Annotated in this window: 26 protein-coding genes; 1 reads left to right on the plus strand and 25 read right to left on the minus strand. The window is 27.9% G+C overall.

The genetic code is table 11. The annotated features are described in order from the left end of the window. The 13 genes from NG901_RS06130 to NG901_RS06190 form a co-directional block, all read right to left on the minus strand. On the minus strand, positions 1-1020 hold the full coding sequence (locus NG901_RS06130) for a M50 family metallopeptidase (RefSeq protein ID WP_252212858.1): 1020 nt from the start codon (positions 1018-1020) through the stop codon (positions 1-3). A gap of 16 nt (positions 1021-1036) precedes the next feature. Further along, positions 1037-2194, minus strand: coding sequence for a 1-deoxy-D-xylulose-5-phosphate reductoisomerase (gene dxr, locus NG901_RS06135; RefSeq protein ID WP_252212859.1), 1158 nt, complete (start codon positions 2192-2194; stop codon positions 1037-1039). A 51-nt stretch (positions 2195-2245) separates the two neighbouring features. Further along, positions 2246-3214: an AI-2E family transporter gene (locus tag NG901_RS06140; RefSeq protein WP_252212860.1), complete on the minus strand. Its 969-nt coding sequence runs from the start codon at positions 3212-3214 to the stop codon at positions 2246-2248. A 142-nt stretch (positions 3215-3356) separates the two neighbouring features. After that, the gene (locus NG901_RS06145) at positions 3357-4151 is read right to left on the minus strand and encodes a phosphatidate cytidylyltransferase (protein ID WP_252212861.1); all 795 of its coding nucleotides are present in this window, start codon (positions 4149-4151) and stop codon (positions 3357-3359) included. A gap of 14 nt (positions 4152-4165) precedes the next feature. Continuing rightward, complete coding sequence (gene uppS / locus NG901_RS06150; RefSeq protein ID WP_286673995.1) at positions 4166-4924, minus strand: undecaprenyl pyrophosphate synthase; 759 nt, start codon at positions 4922-4924, stop codon at positions 4166-4168. Between the two features lie 100 nt (positions 4925-5024). After that, positions 5025-5582: a ribosome recycling factor gene (frr, locus tag NG901_RS06155; RefSeq protein WP_252212863.1), complete on the minus strand. Its 558-nt coding sequence runs from the start codon at positions 5580-5582 to the stop codon at positions 5025-5027. Between the two features lie 10 nt (positions 5583-5592). Continuing rightward, complete coding sequence (gene pyrH / locus NG901_RS06160; RefSeq protein ID WP_012425060.1) at positions 5593-6306, minus strand: UMP kinase; 714 nt, start codon at positions 6304-6306, stop codon at positions 5593-5595. Positions 6307-6415: 109 nt separating this feature from the next. Continuing rightward, entirely contained in the window at positions 6416-7327 is a 912-nt protein-coding gene (gene tsf, locus NG901_RS06165; protein WP_252212864.1) for a translation elongation factor Ts, read from the minus strand. Between the two features lie 181 nt (positions 7328-7508). Then, positions 7509-8210, minus strand: a complete 702-nt coding sequence (rpsB, locus tag NG901_RS06170) for a 30S ribosomal protein S2 (protein ID WP_252212865.1) — start codon at positions 8208-8210, stop codon at positions 7509-7511. 231 nt (positions 8211-8441) lie between these two features. Further along, positions 8442-9218: a GTP-sensing pleiotropic transcriptional regulator CodY gene (gene codY, locus NG901_RS06175; RefSeq protein WP_252212866.1), complete on the minus strand. Its 777-nt coding sequence runs from the start codon at positions 9216-9218 to the stop codon at positions 8442-8444. A gap of 193 nt (positions 9219-9411) precedes the next feature. Beyond that, positions 9412-11499, minus strand: coding sequence for a type I DNA topoisomerase (gene topA, locus NG901_RS06180; RefSeq protein ID WP_252212867.1), 2088 nt, complete (start codon positions 11497-11499; stop codon positions 9412-9414). A 51-nt stretch (positions 11500-11550) separates the two neighbouring features. After that, positions 11551-12609, minus strand: coding sequence for a DNA-processing protein DprA (gene dprA, locus NG901_RS06185; RefSeq protein ID WP_252212868.1), 1059 nt, complete (start codon positions 12607-12609; stop codon positions 11551-11553). A 20-nt stretch (positions 12610-12629) separates the two neighbouring features. Further along, positions 12630-14150, minus strand: coding sequence for a YifB family Mg chelatase-like AAA ATPase (locus NG901_RS06190; protein ID WP_252212869.1), 1521 nt, complete (start codon positions 14148-14150; stop codon positions 12630-12632). A 176-nt stretch (positions 14151-14326) separates the two neighbouring features. Between NG901_RS06190 and NG901_RS06195 the strand changes: the two genes are divergently transcribed. Next, on the plus strand, positions 14327-14695 hold the full coding sequence (locus NG901_RS06195) for a YraN family protein (RefSeq protein ID WP_252212870.1): 369 nt from the start codon (positions 14327-14329) through the stop codon (positions 14693-14695). Between the two features lie 45 nt (positions 14696-14740). Here the strand turns inward: NG901_RS06195 and rnhB are convergent, their stop codons facing one another. The 12 genes from rnhB to NG901_RS06255 all read right to left on the minus strand — a co-directional run bounded on the left by rnhB (position 14741) and on the right by NG901_RS06255 (position 25390). After that, a complete protein-coding gene (rnhB, locus tag NG901_RS06200; protein ID WP_252212871.1) occupies positions 14741-15556 on the minus strand; it encodes a ribonuclease HII in 816 nt (271 codons plus the stop codon). After that, positions 15549-16406: a ribosome biogenesis GTPase YlqF gene (ylqF, locus tag NG901_RS06205; RefSeq protein WP_012424674.1), complete on the minus strand. Its 858-nt coding sequence runs from the start codon at positions 16404-16406 to the stop codon at positions 15549-15551. The genes rnhB and ylqF overlap by 8 nt, the downstream gene beginning before the upstream one ends. 113 nt (positions 16407-16519) lie before the next feature. Then, a complete protein-coding gene (gene rplS / locus NG901_RS06210; protein ID WP_003371296.1) occupies positions 16520-16870 on the minus strand; it encodes a 50S ribosomal protein L19 in 351 nt (116 codons plus the stop codon). 121 nt (positions 16871-16991) lie between these two features. Continuing rightward, entirely contained in the window at positions 16992-17708 is a 717-nt protein-coding gene (gene trmD / locus NG901_RS06215) for a tRNA (guanosine(37)-N1)-methyltransferase TrmD (protein WP_252212872.1), read from the minus strand. Then, positions 17698-18195, minus strand: a complete 498-nt coding sequence (gene rimM, locus NG901_RS06220; protein WP_252212873.1) for a ribosome maturation factor RimM — start codon at positions 18193-18195, stop codon at positions 17698-17700. The genes trmD and rimM overlap by 11 nt, the downstream gene beginning before the upstream one ends. Positions 18196-18270: 75 nt before the next feature. Continuing rightward, positions 18271-18498, minus strand: coding sequence for a KH domain-containing protein (locus NG901_RS06225; protein ID WP_003371032.1), 228 nt, complete (start codon positions 18496-18498; stop codon positions 18271-18273). Positions 18499-18547: 49 nt separating this feature from the next. After that, on the minus strand, positions 18548-18793 hold the full coding sequence (gene rpsP / locus NG901_RS06230; protein ID WP_252212874.1) for a 30S ribosomal protein S16: 246 nt from the start codon (positions 18791-18793) through the stop codon (positions 18548-18550). Between the two features lie 34 nt (positions 18794-18827). Continuing rightward, complete coding sequence (gene ffh, locus NG901_RS06235; protein WP_252212875.1) at positions 18828-20186, minus strand: signal recognition particle protein; 1359 nt, start codon at positions 20184-20186, stop codon at positions 18828-18830. 14 nt (positions 20187-20200) lie between these two features. Then, on the minus strand, positions 20201-20530 hold the full coding sequence (locus NG901_RS06240) for a putative DNA-binding protein (protein WP_252212876.1): 330 nt from the start codon (positions 20528-20530) through the stop codon (positions 20201-20203). A 92-nt stretch (positions 20531-20622) separates the two neighbouring features. Continuing rightward, positions 20623-21531, minus strand: a complete 909-nt coding sequence (gene ftsY, locus NG901_RS06245; RefSeq protein WP_252212877.1) for a signal recognition particle-docking protein FtsY — start codon at positions 21529-21531, stop codon at positions 20623-20625. A gap of 193 nt (positions 21532-21724) precedes the next feature. Beyond that, positions 21725-25282, minus strand: a complete 3558-nt coding sequence (gene smc, locus NG901_RS06250) for a chromosome segregation protein SMC (RefSeq protein ID WP_252212878.1) — start codon at positions 25280-25282, stop codon at positions 21725-21727. Between the two features lie 12 nt (positions 25283-25294). Beyond that, positions 25295-25390 (minus strand): hypothetical protein, encoded by a 96-nt coding sequence (locus tag NG901_RS06255; protein WP_017826126.1) that lies wholly within the window; start codon positions 25388-25390, stop codon positions 25295-25297. Positions 25391-25473 lie beyond the last annotated feature (83 nt).

Below are 25473 nucleotides of genomic sequence, written 5' to 3' on the forward strand. Positions count from 1 at the left end.
CTAAAACTTAACAGGGAATATGATATCTTTAATAGTTACTAAAATCATAAGACCTATAAGTAACATAAATCCTACATAATTTAAATTTTCAACTATCTTATTTGGAACTTTTCTTCTTGTTATTAATTCAATTAATAGTATTACTGTCCAACCTCCATCTAAAGCTGGGAATGGTAACATATTAAACACAGCTAAACTAACACTTATAAAACCAACAAAATACATTAGATCCCAAATACCACTTTCAGCAGTTTTAGCTGACATTTTAATTATTGTAAGTGGACCTCCCACATCTGTCTTTAAATTTGATTTTCCTGTAAATATCATTTTAAGACCTTTAAATGTTTGAGACACTAAAGAAGCTGTTTGATTAACACTATGTTTCAAGCTAGCACCTATACTTGGATTAGTTTCTACTCCAAAACCTATACCTACGATATATTCATTTTCTTTATTTAATTTTGGCGTTATAGTTAAATTTTTAATTTCTTCTCCTCTTTTTACTGTAAGATCAACAGGCTCACCTTTTGCCATAATTATTCCAACTCTAATATCATCCGCTGTAAAAACTCGTGAACCATCTATTTTTAAAAATTTATCGCCTTCTTGTAAGCCTGCTTCTATTGCTGGATGATCCGGAAGAACAGTTGCTATCTCTGGCACTTTGTATCCAAATTTTCCTGCAATACACGCAAATATTACTATTGCCAATATATAATTCATTGCAGCTCCAGCTATTATAATACTTATCCTTCTAAGAGGCGATTTTTCTGAAAAACTCCTCTCATCTTGAACTGCCTCTTCTTCACCCATCATATTTACAAAACCACCAATAGGAAATAGACGTAATGAATATGTTGTTTCTTTTCCTTTTTTAGAAATCACCTTAGGGCCCATTCCTATAGCAAATTCCTCTACTCTTACTCCATTTAATTTTGCTAATGTAAAATGGCCAAGTTCATGTACAATTATTAAAACACTAAACGCTAAAATAGCCCCTAATATAGCTACTAGATTCATATTTTTTCATCCTTTCCTATTTCATATCTACTACATATTTTTTAACTTTTCTATCTATTTTAATTATATTCTCTAAAGTTAAAGGCTTTTTACTTTCTTCTTCAAATGCATTCATACAATTTTCTATAATATTAAAAATATCTAAAAACTCAATTTTTTCGTCTAAAAATAATGCTACTGCCGCTTCATTAGCACCATTTAATATAGTTGGCATAAGTCCACCTTGTTTACCTGCTTTAAACGCTAATTTTAATGGCTTAAAAGTTTCTAAATCCGGTTTTTCAAAAGTTAACTGTGATACTTCATAAAAATCTAATGTTTTTGCTATTAAATTTTTTCTTTCTGTATAATTAAGAGCATATTGTATTGGCAGTCTCATATCTGCTGCTCCAAGTTGTGCTATTATACTTCCATCACAATATTCAACCATAGAATGTACTATGCTTTGAGGATGAATAACAACTTGTATATTATCATAATCACACTCAAAAAGCCAATGTGCCTCTATTACTTCAAGACCTTTGTTCATTAAAGTAGCTGAGTCAATAGAAATCTTTCTTCCCATATTCCACTTAGGATGATTTAAAGCATCATCGACACTTATATCATTTAAATCACATAATTTCTTACCTCTGAAAGGTCCACCTGATGCTGTAAGTATTATTTTATTTAAAGTATTTAAATCATTTCCTCTTAAAGATTGATAAATAGCACTGTGCTCTGAATCAACAGGAAGTATTTTAACATTATTTTTTTTAGCTTCACTCATAACAAGTTCACCTGCAACAACTAATGTCTCTTTATTTGCAAGTGCTATATCTTTTTTTGCCTTTATCGCTTCTAATGTTGGCTCTAAGCCTATCATACCAACTAAAGATGTCAAAACTATGTCAATTTCTTCTAGAGATGCTATTTTATTAAGACCCTTCATTTGAGATAAAACTATTGTTGGCTTATTTCTTTCTTTGCAGTATTTTTCTAATTTCTCTGCAGAAGTCTTATCCATCATACCTACATATTTAGGATTAAATTCTTCAATAATTTCAATCATTTTATTTACTGAAGAATTAGCGGTTGCTCCAATTAATTTTAATTCTCCATTTGATTTTTTTATTACATCTAAGGCTTGAGTTCCTATTGAACCTGTAACCCCTAATATAGATAGCTTTTTCATTTCTTTCCTCCTAAAGTACATTATAAAATGCTACTAATTTTTATAAATTGTTTAACTAGAACTATATACTATTTCTTTTGCCAAAATACTGTACATAGGTCCAACTAGTATTCCTAAAATCCCAAATACTTCTACCCCAATATATATAGAAATTAATACAATTAAAGGATGTATATCTAGTTTATCACTTAAAAATTTTGCTTCTAAAATTTCTCTTATGACTTGAACTAATATATATAAACACATAAGTCCAAATGCAGTAAGATAATCTTTCATTACAATATTGTATATTATAATTGGAATAAATACAATTATAGTTCCTACATAAGGTAACACATCTAAAATACCACAAAGTATTCCTAATATAAAATAATTAGATACATTTAATATAAAGAATCCTCCTATAATCTCAAGTGTTGATATCAAAACTAAACTTATTTCTATCAAACACATTTGACTAAAATTTTCTTTTTGTTTTTTTATTTTTTTAATCATTTCACTTGGAAATAACATTAAAACTAAACTTTTTATTTTTTCCCCATCTACTAATATAAAGAAAGCACATATATTTCCTATAAAATAAGCTATTATTCCTTCACCTGTAGTTAGTGCCCCTCTTCTTATACTTTCTTGATTTATTATGGATATTACACTCTTACCCAAATCAAGCTTTTTTAATTGCAAATCAAGTTCTAATGAAATATCTTGTATAATTCTATTTATTGTGTTTACATTACTCAAATATATCTTTTGAAATACATTGAATATTTCATTTCCTAAATATAATATAATCAATATTAAAAGTATATTAACTAAAACAATACTTAGAGCTCCTGAAATCTTATATGGAATATTTAATTTTATCATAAGCTTATATAGTGGAGCAGCTATTATGGATATAAATATCATTGCTAAAAAAGGTTTAAAATAATATTTTATAATATATGTAATTATAACTATTATAAAAAGTAATACTGTTAAAGATATTATTTTTTTATATTTCTCAAAAATACTATACACCACCCTAAAATCACTTTTTATAATATATGCCCTAAGTAACAATTTAATTATTATTTATCTTTAACAAAATCTATATTTTTAAATTTTACAACAAAAAAAATCTGCAGACTTAAATTTAAATCTACAGATTTTTTAATAAATATTAAATTCCAACTATAAAATTTAAGTAATAAAATACAACTGTTGATGAAAAAATTATACTATCAAATCTGTCTAATATTCCACCATGACCAGGTATTAAATTGCTGTAATCTTTTATTCCTACATATCTTTTTATTGAAGAGGCTACTAAGTCTCCAAACTGGCTAAACACACCACACAAAGCTCCTATAATAAAATAATGATATAAAGGCATGACATATACATATTTATTAACTATAATTCCAAATATACCACAACATAAAATTGCGCCTAAAAGACCTCCGATAGATCCTTCAATTGTTTTCTTTGGAGAAACCTTTGGACAAAGTTTATGTTTACCTAAAAATTTTCCTGAGTAATATGCACTTGTATCTGTCATCCATGATCCTATAAATATAAGCCAAACTAAAAATTCTCCATGATGTTTTGCATTAACTAAATATACAAAGCTAAATAAAATACCAGCATATATAAAACCTAAAAATGTTAAAGAAACATCTATAAATGTATAATCTAAATTTATTACTGGAATAATCAACAATATAAACATGGCAAGAACTACTACATACATCATTATATTAAAATCATTATTTAAAAAATAATACATAATTAATAATGCATATCCAAAAACTGATATTGGATTAAAGTCCTTCTTTTTTAAAGCATTGTAGAATTCCCAAAGTCCCATTGCTGATAATAAAATAACAAATGATTTAAGATAAATTCCTCCAAGAAAAATAAATATTATAAATGGAGCAATCATAAGTGCACCTAAGTATCTATTATTAGATTTCAAAAACAGTCACCCCTTTACTTTACTCCACCAAATCTTCTATCTCTATTTTGATAGTCCAATATGGCTTTTTGTAAATCTTCTTCTTTAAAATCTGGCCAAGCTATATCTGAATACCAAAATTCTGAATAAGCACATTGCCATAATAAAAAGTTACTAATTCTTTGTTCACCAGAAGGTCTAATAATCAAATCTGGGTCAGGCATTCCTTTAGTATATATGTAATTTGATATCAAATCTTCACTAATATCTTCTTTTTTTATTTTATCGTCTTCTAAATCATCTATAATTAATTTCATAGCTCTAACTAATTCATCTCTACCACCATAATTTAGTGCCAGATTTAAATTTATTTCAGTATTATTATTTGTTATTTCTATAGCTTTATTTAATTCTTCCTTACATTCTGCTGGGAATTTTAACATATCACCCAATACATTGATTTTAACACCATTTTTGTTAAGTTCTGCAACTTCTCGCTTAAGATAAACTACTAGTAGCTGCATTAATGCACCTACTTCTTCTTTAGGTCTTTTCCAATTTTCAGTTGAGAAAGCATATAAAGTTAAATATTTTATTCCTAATCTTTTAGACTCTTTTACAATTTTTCTTATTGTTTCAACGCCTGCTTTATGTCCCATACTTCTTGGTAATTTTCTTTTTTTAGCCCAACGACCGTTTCCATCCATTATTATTGCAATGTGCTGCGGTATTTTATTCATATCTAGTACAACTTCATTTGTCGAATCTTTTTTTGACTTAAATATACTTAACAAATTTCCCATCCCCTCTCTCTGTTTATAATATAAATCAGCTTAAATATCAATTAAATGAACAAATTAAGGAAAAAAACCTGCTAAATAGCAGGTTTTGAGATTAAATAGCTAGAATCTCTTTTTCTTTATCAACTATTATCTTGTCTATATCTTTTATAATAGCATCTGTCTTCTTTTGAACATCATCTTCGCCTTTTTTAATTTGGTCTTCAGATACGTCTCCATCTTTCTTTAATGCTTTAATTTTATCATTAGCATCTCTTCTAATTGATCTAATTGCTACTTTAGATTCTTCCCCAGTTTTTTTAACTTTTTTAACAAGATCCTTTCTTGTTTCTTCTGTTAATTCTGGAATAACTAATCTTATTATTGAACCATCATTTGAAGGATTTAAACCTAAGTCCGATTTTAAAATCGCTTTTTCAATTTCTTTTAATAATTGCTTTTCCCAAGGTGTTATCATTAATACTCTTGGTTCAGGTGAAGAAATATTTGCTGCTTGTGATAATGGGCACATGCTTCCATAATAATCGATTTGAATTTTATCAAGCATACTTGGATTAGCTCTTCCTGCTTTCATAGTTCCTAACTCTGATTTTAATACAGTTACAGTTTTTTGCATTTTTTCTTCTGCATTCTTAATGATGTCCTTAATCATGATTATCCTCCTATTTTTTAGTTACTAATGTTCCGATATTTTCGCCAGTTATTGCTCTTTTAATATTACCTGGCTCATCTAAACCAAATACAAGTATTGGAATATTATTATCCATGCATAATGAAGTTGCTGTAGAATCCATAACTTGTAATCCTTGATCTAAAACATCTATATATGATAGTGTATCATATTTTTTTGCTTCTGGAAACTTCATAGGATCTTTATCATAAACTCCATCAACTTTTTTTGCTAGAAGTATTACTTCTGCTTCTATTTCTGCTGCTCTTAAAGCTGCAGTAGTATCAGTTGAGAAATATGGATTTCCTGTTCCTGCTGCAAAAATAACAACTCTACCTTTTTCTAAGTGTCTCATTGCTCTTCTTCTAATAAAAGGTTCTGCAACTTCTTTCATTTCTATAGCAGTTTGAACTCTAGTTTTTACGCCTACTTGTTCTAAAGAATCTTGTAGTGCTAATGCATTTATACAAGTAGCCATCATTCCCATGTAATCAGCTGTTGTTCTATCCATACCTTCGCCGCTTCTTCCACGCCAGATATTTCCTCCACCTACAACTGTTCCAACTTCTACTCCCATATCAACTAGTTCTTTAATTTCTAGAGCTATTCTTTTAGCTACATTAAAGTCAAGTCCAAAACCACTTACTCCAGCTAAAGCTTCACCTGAAAGTTTTAAAATTACTCTTTTATATTTACAATTTGTCATTTAAAACTACCTCCTAAATGTGGCATTAGAAGAAAACAATGCCTTATATTCTATTATTTTCTTTAAAAAAAGAGAACACAGAGTGTCCTCTTTAGTTTTTTATATTTTACTATTTTCCTAATTGTTTAGCAACTTCTTCTGCAAAGTTTTCTTCAACTTTTTCGATTCCTTCGCCTCTTTCGAATCTTACGAATCTATTTACTTTGATTGCAGAACCAGCTTCTTTAGCTTTTTCATCTATAAACTTAGTTATAGTCTTATCGCCATCTTTAACCCAAAGTTGTTCAAGAAGACAAACTTCTTTGTAGTACTTTTGGATTCTTCCCATAACCATCTTTTCAACTATCTTTTCTGGCTTTCCTTCATTTAAAGCTTGAACTCTATAGATTTCTTTTTCTTTTTCTATAGAATCTTGATCAACTTCTTCTTTAGATAAGAATAATGGGTTTGCAGCAGCTATTTGCATACAAAGTTCTTTTGCAACTTCTTCAACAGCTGGTGACTCTACATCACAAGCTACTTCTACTAAAACACCAATTCTTCCACCACCATGGATATAGCTTTTAACTACTCCATTATCTACTGCAAATTTAACAAATCTTCTAACAGTCATGTTTTCACCAAGTCTAGCGATTAATCCTGTTAAAGCTTCTTGTATTGTAGCTTCTCCGTCAAATTTTTCATTAACAAATTCTTCTACTGTTGTAACATTTGTTGATGTTGCTATTTTAGCTAAAGCTTCAGCAAAAGCAATGAAATCTTCATTTGCTGCAACGAAATCTGTTTCACAGTTAAGTTCAACGATAGCTCCGCTCTTTTTATCTTCTGAAATATATGTTTTAACTAAACCTTCAGCAGCAACTCTTCCTGATTTCTTAGCTGCAGCCGCAAGTCCTTTTTCTCTTAATACTTCAACAGCTTTTTCGATGTCACCATCTGTTTCTGTTAATGCTTTTTTGCAGTCCATCATTCCTGCGCCAGTTCTTTCTCTTAATTCTTTAACTGATTTTGCAGATATCATTATTAAATTCCTCCTCGATTATATATTGCATTTTATTAATCTATTATATTCATAATAAATTAACTATTTAGAAGAATTATTAAAAACTTAATATAAAGTATTAAATTTTTAATAATTATGGCTTCTAAGTTAGAAGACAAAACAAAATTGTTTTGTCTTCTATTAAAATAGTATATATAAACTATTCAGCTAATTCTTCGCCTTGTCTTCCTTCCATGATAGCATCAGCCATTTTAGCAGTTATTAATTTAACAGCTCTTATAGCATCATCATTACCAGGAATTACGTAATCAACTTCTTCTGGATCACAGTTAGTATCTACTATAGCAACTACAGGGATTCCAAGAATCTTAGCTTCTGATATAGCATTCTTTTCTTTTCTTGGATCAACTACGAACATAGCACCTATGTTGTCACAATCTAAGTTTTTGATACCACCAAGATTTTTTTCTAATTTTTCTAATTCACCCTTTAATTTGATAACTTCCTTCTTTGGAAGAACATCAAATGTTCCATCTTCTTGCATTGTTTCTATTTCAGAAAGTCTTCTTATTCTTTTCTTGATAGTAGAGAAGTTTGTTAACATTCCACCTAACCATCTATTGTTTACAAAGTGCATGCTGCTTCTTATTGCTTCATCTTTGATAGCTTCTTGAGCTTGTTTCTTTGTTCCAACGAATAATATATCTTTTCCTTCTGTAGCTACTTCTTTAATGAAGTTATAAGCTTCTTCAGCTTTTCTAACTGTTTTTTGAAGGTCTATGATATATATACCATTTCTTTCTGTGAAAATGTAAGGAGCCATCTTAGGGTTCCATCTTCTTGTTTGGTGTCCAAAGTGTACACCTGCTTCTAATAATTGTTTCATTGATATTACTGACATTTTGTTACCTCCTTGGTTTTTACCTCCATCATCTTCTTCTTGCAAATAATCCCTTAATAGGGCACCTAATTTACAAATTGGATGATGTGTGTATTTTGTTACCTTAAACAGTATAACATAAGGTATTTAACCTATCAACAAAAAAATTACTTTTTCTCTAAAAATAAATAGAAGAAACCAAATTTCTTGGTTTCTTCTATTTATAGCTCGTCTAATTTTGAAATAAAACTACTATTTTATTTTTTTTAATTCATCTAATAATTTTTCGTTTAATACTCTAATATAAGTACCTTTCATGCCTAACGATCTAGATTCAATAACACCAGCACTTTCAAATTTCCTTAAAGCATTTACTATAACACTTCTGGTTATTCCTACTTTATCAGCAATTTTAGAAGCAACTAATAAGCCTTCATTTCCATTTAATTCTTCAAAAATATGTTCTACTGCTTCTAATTCAGAATAAGAAAGAGTTCCTATAGCTAATTGAACAACAGCTTTTTTCCTAGTTTGCTCTGCTAAATCTTCTTGCATTGCTCTAAGCATTTCCATTCCAACTATTGTTGCACTATACTCAACTAAAACTAAATCATCATCAGTAAATTCTTTTCCAAATCTAGCTAATATTAATGTACCTAATCTTTCTCTACTACCTATTATTGGAATTATAGTTGAAATTTTATCTTTTGCCTTACAATCACCAATTTCTGCAAATACACATCTACCTTGATTATATAAGTTTGCTAATGTTTCATTACTTTCTAAAAGGGTAAGATTATAATCTTCCGGAAATTTTTTATCTTCTATAACTTTCTTTTTCATAGCTTCACATTCAAAGCCTGGAGAAAAAGTATATCCTAAAACTTTACCTCTTTTGCTTACTATATAAGCATTACATTCAAGAACTTCGCTTAAAAGTGTACATATATCTTGAAAAGCAACTGGCTCAGTCCCTGTCTTTTGCAAGATTTTATTTAGTCTTCTTGTTTTATTTAATAGAGATGACATTTCTTATCCTCCTTGTTAACCTCACAATAATCTCTGATTATACAAACAGAATATAATCTTTTTTTAGAAAATTCTTAATTTAATGAATTTTCTCTCATGTCTTGTTGATTTTAGTCTAACATATAAACTAGTGCTTTACAACAGTATTTTTTTTATTTCGACACAATAGAACTGTTAAAATTCATAATTAAAATTATTCGCTTTTATCTTCTTTAAGTTCTTTAGTATAATCACACTCTCCATTAGAACACTTGATATATTTTCCTTTAGTTTTTGAATATTTAAGTACCATATAAGAATCACACTTGGGACATTTTTCCTTTACTGGTTCATACCAACTAACAAAAGTACATTCTGGATATCCTGAACATCCAAAGAATTTCTTTCCTCTTTTGCTTTTCTTAACAACTATAGTTTTTCCGCATTCAGGACATGGTACATCTAATTCTTCTACTATAGGTTTAGCATTCTTACATTCTGGGTATCCAGGGCATGCTAAGAACTCACCATATCGTCCTCTTTTTATTACCATCATGCGACCACATTTATCACACTTAACATCACTAACTTTATCTTCTATTACAACCTTTGATATTTCTTTTTCGGCTTTTTCTATTGCTACCTTTAGAGGTGTGAAGAATTCTTCTACTATTTTAGTCCAACTTTCACTTCCTTCTTCAACATTATCAAGCTTTTTCTCCATATCAGCTGTAAAATCTGCATCCACTATTTGAGTAAAGTATTCACTAACTATATTGTTTACTATAAATCCTAGTTCTGTTGGAATTAAGTTTTTCTTTTCACGAATAACATATGACCTGCCAACTAATGTAGATATTGTTGGTACATACGTACTAGGTCTTCCTATTCCTTTTTCTTCTAGCAATTTAACAAAAGATGCTTCTGTATATCTTGGTTGAGGCTGTGTAAAATGTTGTTTTTCATCTATAGATACAACTTTTAATTCTTCCCCTTCTTCTAAAACAGGTAATGTAACAGACTTTTCATCATCTTCATTTAAATACTCGTATATTTTCATGAATCCATCAAAATTTATTGTTGATCCTGATGCTTTAAATTTATATTCTCCATTTAGTATATCTATAGAATTTGTATTAAGTACACATGATGACATTTGACTTGCTACAAATCTATTCCAAATTAATGAATATAGTTTATATTGTTCTGAAGTTAAATTTTCTTTTGCTACTTCTGGTGTAATTTCTACGTATGTAGGTCTAATAGCTTCATGCGCATCTTGAATATTTTTCTTTCCTTTATATATTCTAGGAGCACTTGGCAAATACTCTTTACCATAAGTATTTTCAATAAATGTTTTTGCATTTTCTTGAGCTTCTTGAGATATTCTCATAGAATCTGTTCTCATATAAGTAATTAAACCAACAGTTCCATATCCCTTAATTTCTATACCTTCATAAAGAGCCTGTGCAATTGACATAGTTCTCTTAGTCATAAAATTCAACTTTTTGCTAGCATCTTGTTGAAGTGTACTTGTTGTAAATGGTGGTAATGGATTTTTAACCTTATTACCTTTTTTTATAGCCTTTATAATAAACTTATCATTTTCAAGTTCTTGTTTTATTTTATTAGCTTCTTCTTCTGTGTTAACTTCAATTTTTTTACTCTTATAAGTTGAAAGTCTTATTGGGAATTTCTTTCTATCTTTTCTTAATACACAATCAACAGACCAATATTCTTTAGGTATGAATGCTTTTATTTCTTCTTCTCTATCACAAATTAATTTTAATGCTGCTGATTGAACTCTACCTGCACTAAGACCCCATTTTACATTTTTCCATAAAATTGGGCTTATCTCATATCCAACAAGTCTATCTAATATTCTTCTAGCCTGCTGAGCATCAACTAAATCTAAATCTATACTTCTAGCTTGTTTTATAGCACCCTTTACTGCAGTTTTAGTAATTTCATTAAAAACTATTCTGCATTTTTCATTTTCAGGTATCTTTAAAATATTAGCTAAATGCCATGATATAGCTTCTCCCTCACGGTCGGGGTCAGTTGCCAAATATATTTTATCAGATTTTTTAGCTGCTTTTTTTAACTTATCTAATAATTCACCCTTACCTCTGATTGTTATATACTTGGGTGTATAATTATTCTCTATATCAACACCTAATTTGCTTTTAGGTAAATCTCTTACATGACCCATAGAAGCTTCTACAATGTAATTTTTCCCTAAATATTTACCAATTGTTTTTGCTTTTGCTGGCGACTCAACGATTACAAGTTTTTGACCCATATTTATAACTTCATAAAAAATTTTATGAAGTACTCACCCCCTAAATTTGTTTTAAATTATTTTTATATAGTAATTACCAGGAAGGCAAATTATCTCATTCTTTATTTGCATTTCAAATAATAACGCATATAAAGCCCCTCTGTCAACACAACTATTCTTAAATATGTCATCTATATGAATTGGTGCATCTGTAATCATATCTAATATTTCTCTTTTTTCTGGTCTAATTTTCATCGTTTCAATATTTATGTGATTTGTATTAAAGAATTTATTTAAATCCTCTTTACTACTTAAAACATCACATCCATCTTTGATCAACATATTAGAACCTTTTGCTCCTTCATATAAAATAGAACCAGGCACAACCAATACATCTTTGTTTTGTTCTTGAGCTATTCTAGCAGTTATTAATGATCCACTTTTTTCACTTGCTTCTGCAACTATAACAACATCACTTAAACCACTTATTATTCTATTTCTTAATGGAAAATTATGCTTTAGAGGTTTAGTTCCTAATGGAAATTCTGAAATAATCAACCCATCTTCAATGGCTTTTGAAAATAGACCTTTATTTTCTGATGGATATACAACATCTATACCACATCCTAAAACTATAATAGTTTTTCCTCCATTTTCTAAAGCACATTTATGAGCTATGGAATCCACACCTCTTGCACCACCACTTATAAGCGTTATATTATTAGTAATAATCTCCTTTGTCAAGAGCTTTGTTACTGCTAATGCATAATTTGAACATTTTCTTGCTCCTACAATAGCTATAGATTTACCATTTATCAAATCAATATTTCCTTTATAAAATAAATAACATGGTGCTGGTGAAAGTTGCTTCAATCTCTCTTTGTATAAAGGATTAGAGTATGTTATATATCCTATACCTTCTTTATTTAATTTATTGTTTACAGATATAATTTCATAAACCAAATCATTCTTTTCAAAATTTCCAAGTTTTTTTTGTAATTTTTTATTTCTTTTTAATATATTTTCAAAATTGTTATATATATTTTCTTCTGTTTCATACTCATCTATCAAATTCATTTTTTCCTTATTGCTTATATCTAATAATATAAACCATAATTCATAGTTTAACATTTAGATTCTCCTTATATTTACTATATAATCTCTCCATCTATATTTCTTCTATAATTAAACGCTTCAATTATATGTTGCTCTAAAATTTCCTTACTGCAATCTATATCTGCTATTGTTTGTGCTAATTTAATAACTTTACTATATCCTCTCATTGATACACTAGATGTATTATAATAATGCTTTAAAATATCACTACATCCTTTACTCATCTTGCATATGTCAAATATATCTTTTCCTTTTATATCTGAATTATATTTATATCTTGTATTTTTAAATCTTTCTTCTTGAATCTCTCTAGCTTTAAGAACTTTTTCTTTCATAACTTTAGAATTGTATGAATCCTTTCTCTTTTCAATATCATCATATTTAAGTCTTGGAACAAAATTTAAGATATCCATTCTATCTAATAAAGCAGTAGAAAATTTTCTGAAATATTTTTTTGCATTATACCTAGAATATAAACCACCTTCTAATATGCTTTCATCTTTTTCTTCAATAGGATTAAATGCTCCAATAAGTAAAAAGTTGGCTGGCATTGTATAGTTCCCACTGATTCTGTCTATATTTATTTCTTTTTCTTCTAATGGCTCTCTTAATGATTCTAAAGCATCCTTTTTGAACTCTAATACCTCATCAAGAAAAAGCACTCCATTATGCGCTAAAGTTACTTCTCCAGCCTTTACTTCTTTTCCTCCTCCAATCAAAGCACTTTTAGTTGTAGTATGATGTGGAGATCTAAAAGGACGATTTATTAAAGTATTTTTTTCCATAAGACCAGATGCACTATATATTTTAGCTATTTCTAATAATTCCTTTTTAGATAGTGGTGGTAATATTGATGTTATAGCTTTAGCAAGCATTGTTTTACCACATCCTGGTTCTCCATATAATAAAATATTATGTTTCCCTGCCGCTGAAATCTCCAGGGCTCTCTTTGATGAGTATTGTCCTATTATTTCACCAAAATCCAAACTCTCTAAAATATCTTTTCTTTCAATATCACTTTTAGAAATTCTGCACGGTAATAAGTCTTTGTATGTGACATATGATATTACTTCTTTCAAATTTCTAAATGGATAATATTCGCCTTCATCGAAATAATAACTCTCTTCTAAATTTTCATAAGGAAATATAAATTTATTTTTTCTTTCTTTTATTCCTTCAATTATTATAGGTATACTTCCCTTTACTGCTTTTAATTCTCCTGATAACGATAATTCTCCAAAAATTATATAATCGTTTACTTTATTGCATTCTATTTGATTAGATGCCATAAGTATTCCTAATGCTATAGGCAAATCTAAAAGAGATCCTATCTTTCTTGTATCTGCTGGTGCTAGATTAATAGTTATTCTTCCTAGCGGAAAATCATATCCGCTATTTAAAATTGCTGATCTCACACGCTCTTTAGATTCTTTAACAGAAGTATCTGCAAGACCAACAATCGAAAATGATGGTAAGCCTTTTGATATATCAACTTCTACTTCTATTAATAACCCTTCTAAACCATTTTGTGTGGCACTTATTATTTTTATAGACATATTAAATCACCCATTAACATTATAGACATATAAACTTTTATTAATCCTTTTAATAAAAATGATTTATTTTTTTAATTCATGTCAATAATCTTTACTATATTTTGTATATTATTATTCTTAACATAATTTTTATATTACATTTAATAAAAATTTATATATTTAAGGAGCTTATATTAATGAAAAAATTTAATAAAGACATCGGAACTTATTGTGAAAAATTATCATGTAATTACCTAATAAAGAATAATTTTAAAATACTTGAATGTAACTTTAAAAATTTTCTAGGAGAAATAGATATTATATGCATAAAAAATTCTATATTAATAATAATAGAAGTTAAAGGTAGATATAATTATGAATTTGGAGTTCCAAGAGAATCCGTATCTATAAACAAACAAAAAAACATTATAAAAGTTACAAAATCCTATATAAATTATAAAAAACTTTACAATTTTAATGTACGTTTTGATGTTATAGAAGTATATCTTAATAAACTTGATTCATCTTATAAGATTAATCATATAAAAGATGCTTTTAGAACTTAAAAATACCTTGTAAAATAATTGCCCCATTATTTTACAAGGTATTTGTCATAATATATTATTTAAAAAACTATTTCTATGTATTTCACATTTTCCATATTTTTTTAATCCATTTATATGTTTTTGAGTTCCATAACCCATATTATTTTCAAAATCATAATGTGGATATTTAATTGAATATTCCTTCATCATATTATCTCTGTATACTTTTGCCAATATAGATGCAGCTGCAATACTTGCACTTTTAGTATCGCCCTTTATTACAAATTTATTAGCTATAGCTATATTCTTTACTAAGTATCCATCTGATAATACTAATTCTGGTCTTACGCTTAAATTATTGCACGAATCTAAAAAAACATTATTATTAGCAAATGCTATTCCTCTTTCATCTATTTCTTTGTTTGATGAAAGAGATATATGATATGCCAATGCTTTTTCTTTAATTATTTCTGATAATTCTTCTCTTTTTGTATAATTTAATTTTTTAGAATCATTTAAATATAATATTAAATCTTCATCAATAACATTTAGATCTAAAATCACTGCACACGCTACAATAGGTCCTGCTAATGGTCCTCTTCCAACTTCATCAACACCTGCTATATATTTGAACTTTCCAAAAGATTTATCAAAGTCATACATAGATTTTACTCTATACATTTCTTTTATATATGAATCCAAGTGTTTTTGCATGCTCTTTCCTAAAGATGATACATTTTTTCTTTTATCATCTAATAATTTATTAATTATCATCTTTAATTCTTCAGACTTATAGCTATCTGAAATTGATATTTCTGAAGTTTTTTCTTTTATAATTTTATATGATAATTTATCTATTTCTAAATCAAGTAAACTATTCATTTATTTTACCTGGACGTTCTAATGAAATTTTTCCTATTCTTCCAGCTCTAAATTCATCTAATAGTATAACAGCTATTCTATTGTAATTAATTTCTCCTCCTGAAACTAATGTACCTCTTTTTTTAGCTATTGCATTTAAAGTTTCTAATGGATCTTCAGAAACTTCATCTATTTTATATCTTTCCTTTAAATTATCTTTATAAAAGCTTTGTAATCTTTCAACAAGCTTATATGAAAGTTCTTCTATATCCATTATTTCATCTTTTATAGCACCTGTAAAAGCTAAATTTAATGCTGTTTCTTCATCTTCAAATCTAGGCCATAATACACCTGGTGTATCTAAAAGTTCTATGCCTATTGATGTTTTTATCCATTGCTTGCTTTTAGTAACTCCTGGTTTATCTCCTGTTTTAGCAATACTATTTCTAGCCATTTTATTTATAAATGTAGACTTACCAACATTAGGAATTCCAACAACCATAACTCTAGTTGTTATATTTACCATGCCCTTTGCTCTTAATCTATCATGTTTTTCTTTAAGTAAAGATAATAGCATTGGTTTTATTGCTTTTAATCCGTCTCCTTTTAAACAATTCACCTCTAATACTTTAACATCATCTTTAGTTAAATGTTTAATCCATTCTTTTGTTACTTTGCCTTCTGTTAAATCACTTTTATTTAAAAGTATTATTCTTGGCTTACCTTGTAATAAACTATCTATATCCGGATTAGCAGAACTTCTTGGTATTCTAGCATCTCTTATTTCAATAACCGCATCTACTAATTTTAAATTTTCTTTTATTTCTCTTTGAGTTTTTTTCATATGTCCTGGAAACCAGTTAATTGCCATTTCATTTCCTCCTTATGCTTATTTTTTTCTATATTAAAAGAAAAGAAGCTTAAGCTTCTAATTAATTTATTATAGAAAAAAAGAGGACTGAATCAGTCCACCTTTTAATCTAATTATCTAGTTAATAATTCTTTAACCTTTGCAGCCTTACCAACTCTATCTCTTAAGTAGTAAAGTTTAGCTCTTCTTACTTTACCTCTTCTTGAGATTTCAATCTTTTCGATTATTGGTGCATGCATTGGGAATGTTCTTTCAACACCGCATCCATAAGCAACTCTTCTTACAGTGAAAGTTTCTCTTAATCCACCGTTTTGTTTCTTAATTACAGTACCTTCAAACATTTGTACTCTTTCTCTTGTACCTTCTGTAACCTTAACATAAACTTTTACATTGTCACCAATTTTAAAGTTTGGTAGGTCAGTTCTTAATTGTTCAGCTTCAATAGCTCTTATTATTTCGTTCATTGTGCATTCCCTCCTTAAAGATAATTTGACGTTCTTAACAAAATATATATGCATGACAGAGGAACGCCCGTACTAGCACGTTTTTAATCATAACATATTTTTTTATTTGTTTCAATAAATTTTATTTGTTTTTTCTTCCCAAAAGTTTTTTATCTTCTTTTGTTAAAATAACATTTTTATATAAATCAGGTCTTCTCTTTTTAGTTAGGTCCAAAGATTGTAGTCTTCTCCATTTTCTTATGTTCTCATGATGGCCTGATAAAAGTATTTCTGGAACATGCTCCCCCTCAAACTCATATGGCCTAGTATATTGAGGATATTCTAATAAATCATCAGAAAAAGATTCATCCATAAAACTTTCTTCTTTTCCCAGTACCCCTGGTATCAATCGTAAAATAGCATCTATCACTGGAATTGCCGCCATTTCTCCTCCTGTAAGAATAAAATCACCTAATGATACTTCCATATCAATATGCTTATATACACGTTCATCTATTCCTTCATAATGCCCGCATAAAAATATCAAATTTTCTTCTTTTGAAAGATTCATTGCCATTTTTTGATTAAATGTTTTCCCTCTAGGTCCTAAGAAAACTACTTTACCATTATTACTTTCCTTAGCTTTTCTTATAGTATCTATAATTGGTTGAGGTGCCATGACCATTCCAGCGCCTCCACCATAAGGATAATCATCTACCTTTTTATGTTTATCTAACGTATAATCACGTATATTAAATAATTCTAATTCTACTATATTATTTTCCTGAGCTCTACCAATTATACTATGATTAAAAATTGAAAACATTTCCGGAAAAAGAGTAAGTATACTAATCTTCATCTTGCCACTGCCTAACTGGTTTTATTACTATTTTTTTATTATCTATATCAATATTTAAAACAATATCTTTTAAAACAGGAATTAATAATTCTTTAGGTTCCTTTATCCAATATACATCATTGCTTGGCGTACTAATAACATCAAATATTTTTCCAAGTTCCATATTATCAGTGTCATATACCATACAACCTACTAAATCAACAACATAATGAGTGTCTGCCTCTAATGCAGGAGCACTGCTTCTAAATATCTCAATATATTTTTGTTTATAAGTTTCAGCATCATTCATAGTGTCTATTCCTTCTATTTTTAAAATAACTCTATCTTTTTGGAATTTAACACTTTGTATATTTCTTTCTTTTCCATCAATTAAAACGTTTTTTAATTTTTTAAACTTATTAACATCCTCAGTTAATGGATATACTTTTACTTCACCTTTAATTCCATGAGTATTTATGATCTGCCCTACTTTAAATATCTCTTCCAAAAAATTCACATCCTTTACATAATATTTTATTTTAAATATTTAAAAAGAGTTAGGTGTAACCCTAACTCTTTTTTTTTAAATGATTTCTACTATAACTCGTTTATTTTGTTTAATGGCTACGGCTTTTACAACAGTTCTAATTGCTTTGGCTATTCTCCCTTGTTTGCCGATAACTCTACCCATATCTTCAGGAGCTACTTTTAGCTCTAAGATTATTGATTGTTCCCCAATTATCTCATTGATACTAACGGCTTCTGGATTATCAACTAGAGATTTAGCTATAAACTCAACTAATTCTTTCATAAACCTCTATAATTAATATGTACTAATTATAGAACTCACCTCCACAAAATTACTTGCTAAGACCTGCTTGAGTGAAAAGCTTCTTAACTACATCTGTTGGTTGTGCACCATCTTGTAACCATTTATTAGCTTTTTCTTCATTGATTTTAACTTCAGCTGGTTCAGTTATTGGATTGTAGTAACCAATTTCTTCGATGAATCTACCATCTCTTGGGCTTCTTGAATCAGCAACAACTATTCTATAGAAAGGTGCTTTTTTAGCTCCCATTCTTCTTAATCTAATTTTAACTGCCATTTTAATTTCACCTCCTTCAAAAGATATTATTTATTTAAAAAGGTAGTTTTCCAAACAAACCTTTTTTAGACTGCTTTTGAAGCGACTTCATTTGCTTCATATTTTTCTTCATCATATCATAACTTTTTACAAGTTTATTAACTTCTTGTATTGTTGTACCTGCTCCTCTTGCAATTCTTTTTTTTCTTGAGCTTGCAGTATTACCTGATGTAAGTAAATGAGGATTATTTCTTTCTTTTTCTGTCATAGAATGAATAACAGATTTTGTTTTGTTAATTGCATCTTCACCTTTAGATAAATCTACATTTTGAAATTCTTTAGAATTCATTCCTGGAATCATTTCTAAAATTTTATTTAGAGGTCCAAGTTTTTTCATTTGCTCTATAGCTGTTAAATAATCATTAAAATTAAATTCTTGATTTAACATTCTTTTACCTAAATCAGCTGCTTCTTTTTCATCAATAGCTGATTGAGCTTTTTCTATAAGAGACAATACATCTCCCATACCAAGAATTCTTGATGACATTCTATCAGGATGGAATACTTCAAAATCACTTAGTTTTTCGCCAGTACCTATATACTTTATTGGCTTTTCAGTGATGCTTCTTATTGAAAGAGCTGCTCCACCTCTTGTATCACCATCTAGTTTGGTAAGTATTACACCTGTTACATCTAAGTCCTTATTAAAACTTTCTGCAACATTTACTGCATCTTGACCTGTCATTGAGTCAACAACTAAAAGTATTTCAGATGGATTAACATTTTCTTTTATATCTTGAAGTTCTTGCATTAAAGCTTCATCAATATGAAGTCTTCCTGCTGTATCTATTATTATAATATTATTCCCATTATCTTTTCCATGAGCTATTCCAGCCTTTGCAATATCAACAGGATTAACTTTATCTCCCATTGAAAATACCGGAATTTCAATTTGCTTTCCAACAATCTCTAATTGTTTTATAGCTGCTGGTCTGTAAACATCACATGCAACTAATAATGGTTTCTTATTGTTTTTCCTAAGTTCAAGTGCAAGTTTACCACACATTGTAGTTTTACCGGCTCCTTGCAGACCTACTAACATAATTACTGTTGTTCCTGAGCTAGAGTAATTTATTTTACTCTCACTTCCACCCATAAGATTAGTAAGTTCTTCGTTAACTATTTTTATAACTTGTTGTCCTGGCGTTAAGCTTTCAAGAACTTCATTCCCAACACATTTTGAACTAACAGTTGAGATAAATCCTTTAACAACTTTATAGTTAACATCTGCTTCTAATAAGGCAAGCTTTACTTCTCTCATGGCTTCCTTTATATCTTTTTCAGTTAACTTTCCTTTACCTTTTAACTTTCTGAAAGTCTCCTGTAATTTTTCGCCTAAACCTTCAAAAGCCATGTTTAATTACCTCCCTATAAACTTTCTAGTTTTTCTTTAAACATTAAGTAATCTTTATCACTAACAGAATACTTCTCTTTTAGTTCTTCTAAAAAATTCATAATATATTTTTCTCTTCTCATACTCTTTTGAAGTAAGTTAAGCTTACTTTCATATGATAGAAGCTGTTTATCGCATCTTTTTATTAAATCATGAATTGCTTGACGACTTGTTTTGTTTAATTCTGCTATTTCAGCTAATGACAAATCATCATCATAATATAATGCCATAACGCTACGTTGTTTCTCTGTTAATAATGAACTGTATAAATCCATTAACATTGAAATTTCAACTCGGTCTTCCATAAGATCACCTTACCCACAAAAGAGATTTTAACAGGATTTTATATAGCTGTCAAGTATTTTTACTTAACAGTCATATTTTTTTTATTTTATTATTAAATTATTGCCTCTGCAAAACTTTCAGCATCAAATTCTTGAAGATCATCAATACCTTCTCCAACACCTATATATCTAACAGGTATATTTAAACTTTGTTTTATTGAAATTACAACTCCCCCCTTTGCAGTACCATCTAATTTAGTTAGGATTATTCCATCAATAGGACATACCTCCATAAATTGCTTTGCTTGTATTACTGCATTTTGACCTGTTGTAGCATCTAATACTAATAAAGTTTCTTTTTTAACTCCATCTAACTCTCTGTCAATAATTCTATTAATTTTTTCTAATTCATTCATTAAATTTTTCTTATTATGAAGTCTTCCTGCTGTATCACATATTAATAAGTCAGTATTTCTTGCCTTAGATGCTTCTATAGCATCAAATACAACCGCTGCGGGATCTGATCCTTCTTGATGTTTTATCAAATCAACCTCTGCTCTTCTACTCCACACTTCTAATTGATCTATTGCTGCTGCTCTAAATGTATCTGCAGCAATAAGTAATACTTTTTTGCCATCTCTCTTATTTTTTGCTGCAAGCTTACCAATAGATGTAGTTTTTCCAACTCCATTAACTCCAATTACAAGCATTACTTTCTTTTCATCATCATTATCTTCATAATTGCCTTCTAATAATATTTCTTTTATGACTTCTTTTAATGCAGGTTTCACTTCTTGAGGATCATTAATCTTTTCTTTACGAATTTTTTTTCTTAATCTCTCAATAATATCCATTGTAGTATCCATACCTATATCAGATGTTATTAATATTTCTTCTAATTCCTCATATAAATCTTCATCTATTGTTATAGCTATTTTTAAAGCTTCATTTATTTTATCAGTTAGTCCATCTCTTGTCTTAGTTAATCCATCTTTTAGTTTATTAAATAAATTTCCAAACAAATTTAATTCCTCCTAAAATTTTAAGTTTATATATTTCTATTATCTAATAACATCTGTAACATTTCCACCCTTATAATTATAAATTAATCACTTCTTAAGTATATAATAATGATTTAAATTTATAAATAATAAGTTTAAAGTTTTATATAAAAACATTCTTTTAAGCAAAAACACTATCTTTTATTAAGCGACCTTAGCTGGCAGTTAAATCTACTGATACAACTTTAGATACACCTTTTTCCTCCATAGTAACACCATAAATTACATCACTTACTTCCATGGTACCCTTTCTATGAGTTATAACTATGAATTGAGTGTTTTTAGAAAATTTAGTTAAGAATTCTGCATATCTATATACATTTGCATCATCTAATGCAGCTTCTATTTCATCTAATATACAAAATGGTGTTGGCTTCATCTTTAATATTGAGAATAGTAATGCTATAGCAGATAAAACTTTTTCTCCTCCTGATAGCAAGTTTATGTTTTGAAGCTTTTTACCTGGTGGTTCAACATTTATATCAATATTAGCAGTTAATTCATCACCATCACACAAAATCAATTCAGCACTACCACCCTTAAATAACTCTCTAAAAGTTTCATTAAAAGTTACATTTAACATTTTAAAATTTTCTTTAAATAGATCTTTTATTTTAATAGTCATTTCGTAAATTACAGAATTTAATTCTTCTTTAGCACATTCTAAATCTTTTTCTTGAGAAGACATAAAATCAAATTTTTCTTTAACTTCTTCATATTCTTGAATAGATGCTAAATTTACTGTCCCAAGTGCTGTTATTTGCATCTTTAATTTCTTAGTTAATTCTTTAATTTTTTCTTCATTTTCAATTTCTTCTGCTATATCTAAAGCTTCTACATATGTCAATTCTAATTCTTCATTTAATTTTTTATAATAATTATCTTTTTCAATCTCTTTTTTAGCTTTAATAACTTCTTGTTTATTTATATCTCGTTCCTTTAAATTTATCATCTCAAACATATTAGTTATTAAGTTATCTTGTTTTAAAGAACTTTCTTTTAATTTTTCTTTTTCTAATTCCTTATATTTTAACTGTTTTTCTAGCGCCTCTATTTTAACATTATTTTCATTAGTAGCAGTCAATTTACTTTTTATATCATTTTCTAAATTTATAAGATTTTCATTACTATTATTATTTTCAATTAAAAGCGCTTTTTCTTTCACTCTTAATTCATTTAATTCTTTTTCTAATCTAATAAATTGATTTTTTTCATTTTGAATAGTTTCATCTAATGTTGCCTTATTAATTTTTATTTCCGTAATCTTATTTGTATTCTCATCTATCTCGTTATTCTTTTCTTTAATAGATTTTTCTAATTTTAAATATCTATCTTTATTGAATGTATTTTTATCTTCGATAACTTTAATTTCAGACTTTTTGTTTTCAAGATCAGAATTTAATTTATCTATATCTTTTTCAACTCTTTGGAATTCGTTTTTAGTTATCTCTAGATTATCTTTAAATTTATTAGTATCATTTTTTAATCTCTCAGCTTCACCTTGTTTTTTAGTTATTTCAATATTTTTATAGTGAACCTCATCTCTTTTATTTAATATTTCCTCATCTAATTTTTTTACGTCTTCTCTTACTTTTAAAATTTCTTTTTCTACAATAACACAACTTTTTTTAGTTGTATCAATTTTTAATAATATCTCTTCAATTTCCCTTTTTCTTCCTAATACATTACTGTGTTTAGTATATATACTTCCTCCAGTAAGTGCACCTCCAGGGCTTATAACTTCTCCCTCTAATGTAACTATTTTATACCTGTAATTCCCATTTTTAGCTATCTGCAATGCTGAATTCATATCTTTTGCTATTATTGTTCTACCTAGTACATGATCCAATATATTTGTATATGTTGATTCATAAGAAACAATTTCACTAGCAATACCAAGATATCCTTCAATTTTAGTAATACTATTATCTAAAATCAGCTTTTTACCTTTTATTATATTTAAAGGTAAAAATGTTGCTCTACCTAAATGATGTTCTTTTAAATATTTTATTAATTTTTTAGCATTTTCTTCATTTTCAGTAATAATATTAGAAATTATTGAACCTAACGATATCTCTATTGCTATCTCGTATTTCTTATCAACTTTAAAAACTTCACCAAGAATTTTAGTATTTTTAACACTATTAATTAATCCTTTATTAATAGCTTCCATTAAATACTTAACAGATTTATTATAACCCTCATATTGTTTTTCTAAATTTTCTAATATGTTTTTATTAGCCTCTAACTTAGTTACCAAATTATTCAAATTAGTTAATTCTTTTTGCTTATTAGTTAATTTAGTCATCAATGAAGTCATAGAACTTTTATCTTTACTTATTTCTTCTTCTAATAAACCTATCTCTTTTTTATCATTAATTATCTTATTTAATAAGTTTTGATAAGTAACTCCATTTATAGCTACGTTATGCTTTATAAATTCATATGATTTTTCTAATTCAGATTTTTTCTCTTCTTTTAATAAAATTTCTTTATTTATTAAAGTTATAGAGTTCTTTGTTTCAGAATTACTTCTTAATAATTCAAATTCATCTTCTTTAAGTTTAGAAAGCTCTTTTTCCATATCATCTTGTTTTTTTGAAAGAGTTAATTTTATTTTTTCTAGACTAATAATAGCTTCATTTTTTTCCTTTTGATCTTTTAAATAATTTTCCAAATAACTATTTAAATTAGTTTTAGCTTCTTCTAATTCTTTAATCTTTAATATTACAATTTCTATTTCTTCATCGTTCTTTGAAATTTTTTCTTTCAAATTTTTAATTCTTTCCTTATTTAATTCTATATCCTTAGAATTTTCACTAATTAATTCTTTTAATTTATAATAAGCAGTTTTATCTTGTTCTGTTTCTTTTTCTAATAAATTAATGTTCTCTTCTAAAAATTTCAATTCTTCCTTAAGTAAATTTAATTCTCTTTTTTTTTCATTAATAAACGTAGTCTTATTTTCTAATTCATTATCAAATTCTTTTAACTCTTCTTCTTTTATTTTTATATACTTAACTAATAATGAAACTTCGTTCTTCCTTAAATCTTCAGAAATTAAATTAAATTTCAAAGCCTTTTCTCTATCTATTCTCAATGGTTCTATACGATCACTATATGTAGATATTATGTCTCGTATTCTAACCAAATTACTATCTGTATTAGCTAACTTTTTTTCTGCCTCTTCTTTTCTACTTTTAAATTTAACTATACCTGCTGCTTCTTCTAAGAGTGCTCTTCTCTCTTCTGGTCTTCCACTTAATATAGATTCTATCTTTCCTTGTCCTATTAATGAGTATCCTTCTTTACCTATGCCTGTATCCATGAAAAGATTTATCACATCTTTAAGCCTACATTTTTTGTTATTTATTAAATACTCAGATTCCCCAGATCTAAATATTCTCCTTGACACAGTGACCTCATTATACTCTGTTGACAATTTTTCATCACTATTATCTAAAGTTAAAGACACTTGAGCTAATCCTACAGGCTTTCTATATTGAGTTCCTGCAAAGATTACATCCTCCATTTTTCCGCCCCTAAGAGTTTTAACGCTTTGTTCGCCTAAAACCCATCTAACAGCATCAGAAATGTTACTTTTCCCACTACCATTTGGGCCTACTACTGCAGTTACTCCATCGTTGAATTTTAATTCTGTCTTATCTGCAAAGGACTTAAATCCTCTTATATCTAGGGATTTTAAAAACAAGTACACCACTCCTTATAAAAATACTGCTGGTAATAATCCTATAATAAAAATTAAAATAATAAAAATAGCCATAAAAATTTTTAGCTTTTCTCTAGTTTTCTTCTTCATAAACAACACTCCTTATTTGTAATAATTTTATCTTAAAGACACGTAAATATCAATGTAATAAAATTTTAAATAAATATCAATTA

This window comes from Clostridium sp. CMCC3677 (assembly GCF_023845585.1).
GTDB lineage: Bacteria > Bacillota > Clostridia > Clostridiales > Clostridiaceae > Clostridium > Clostridium aquiflavi.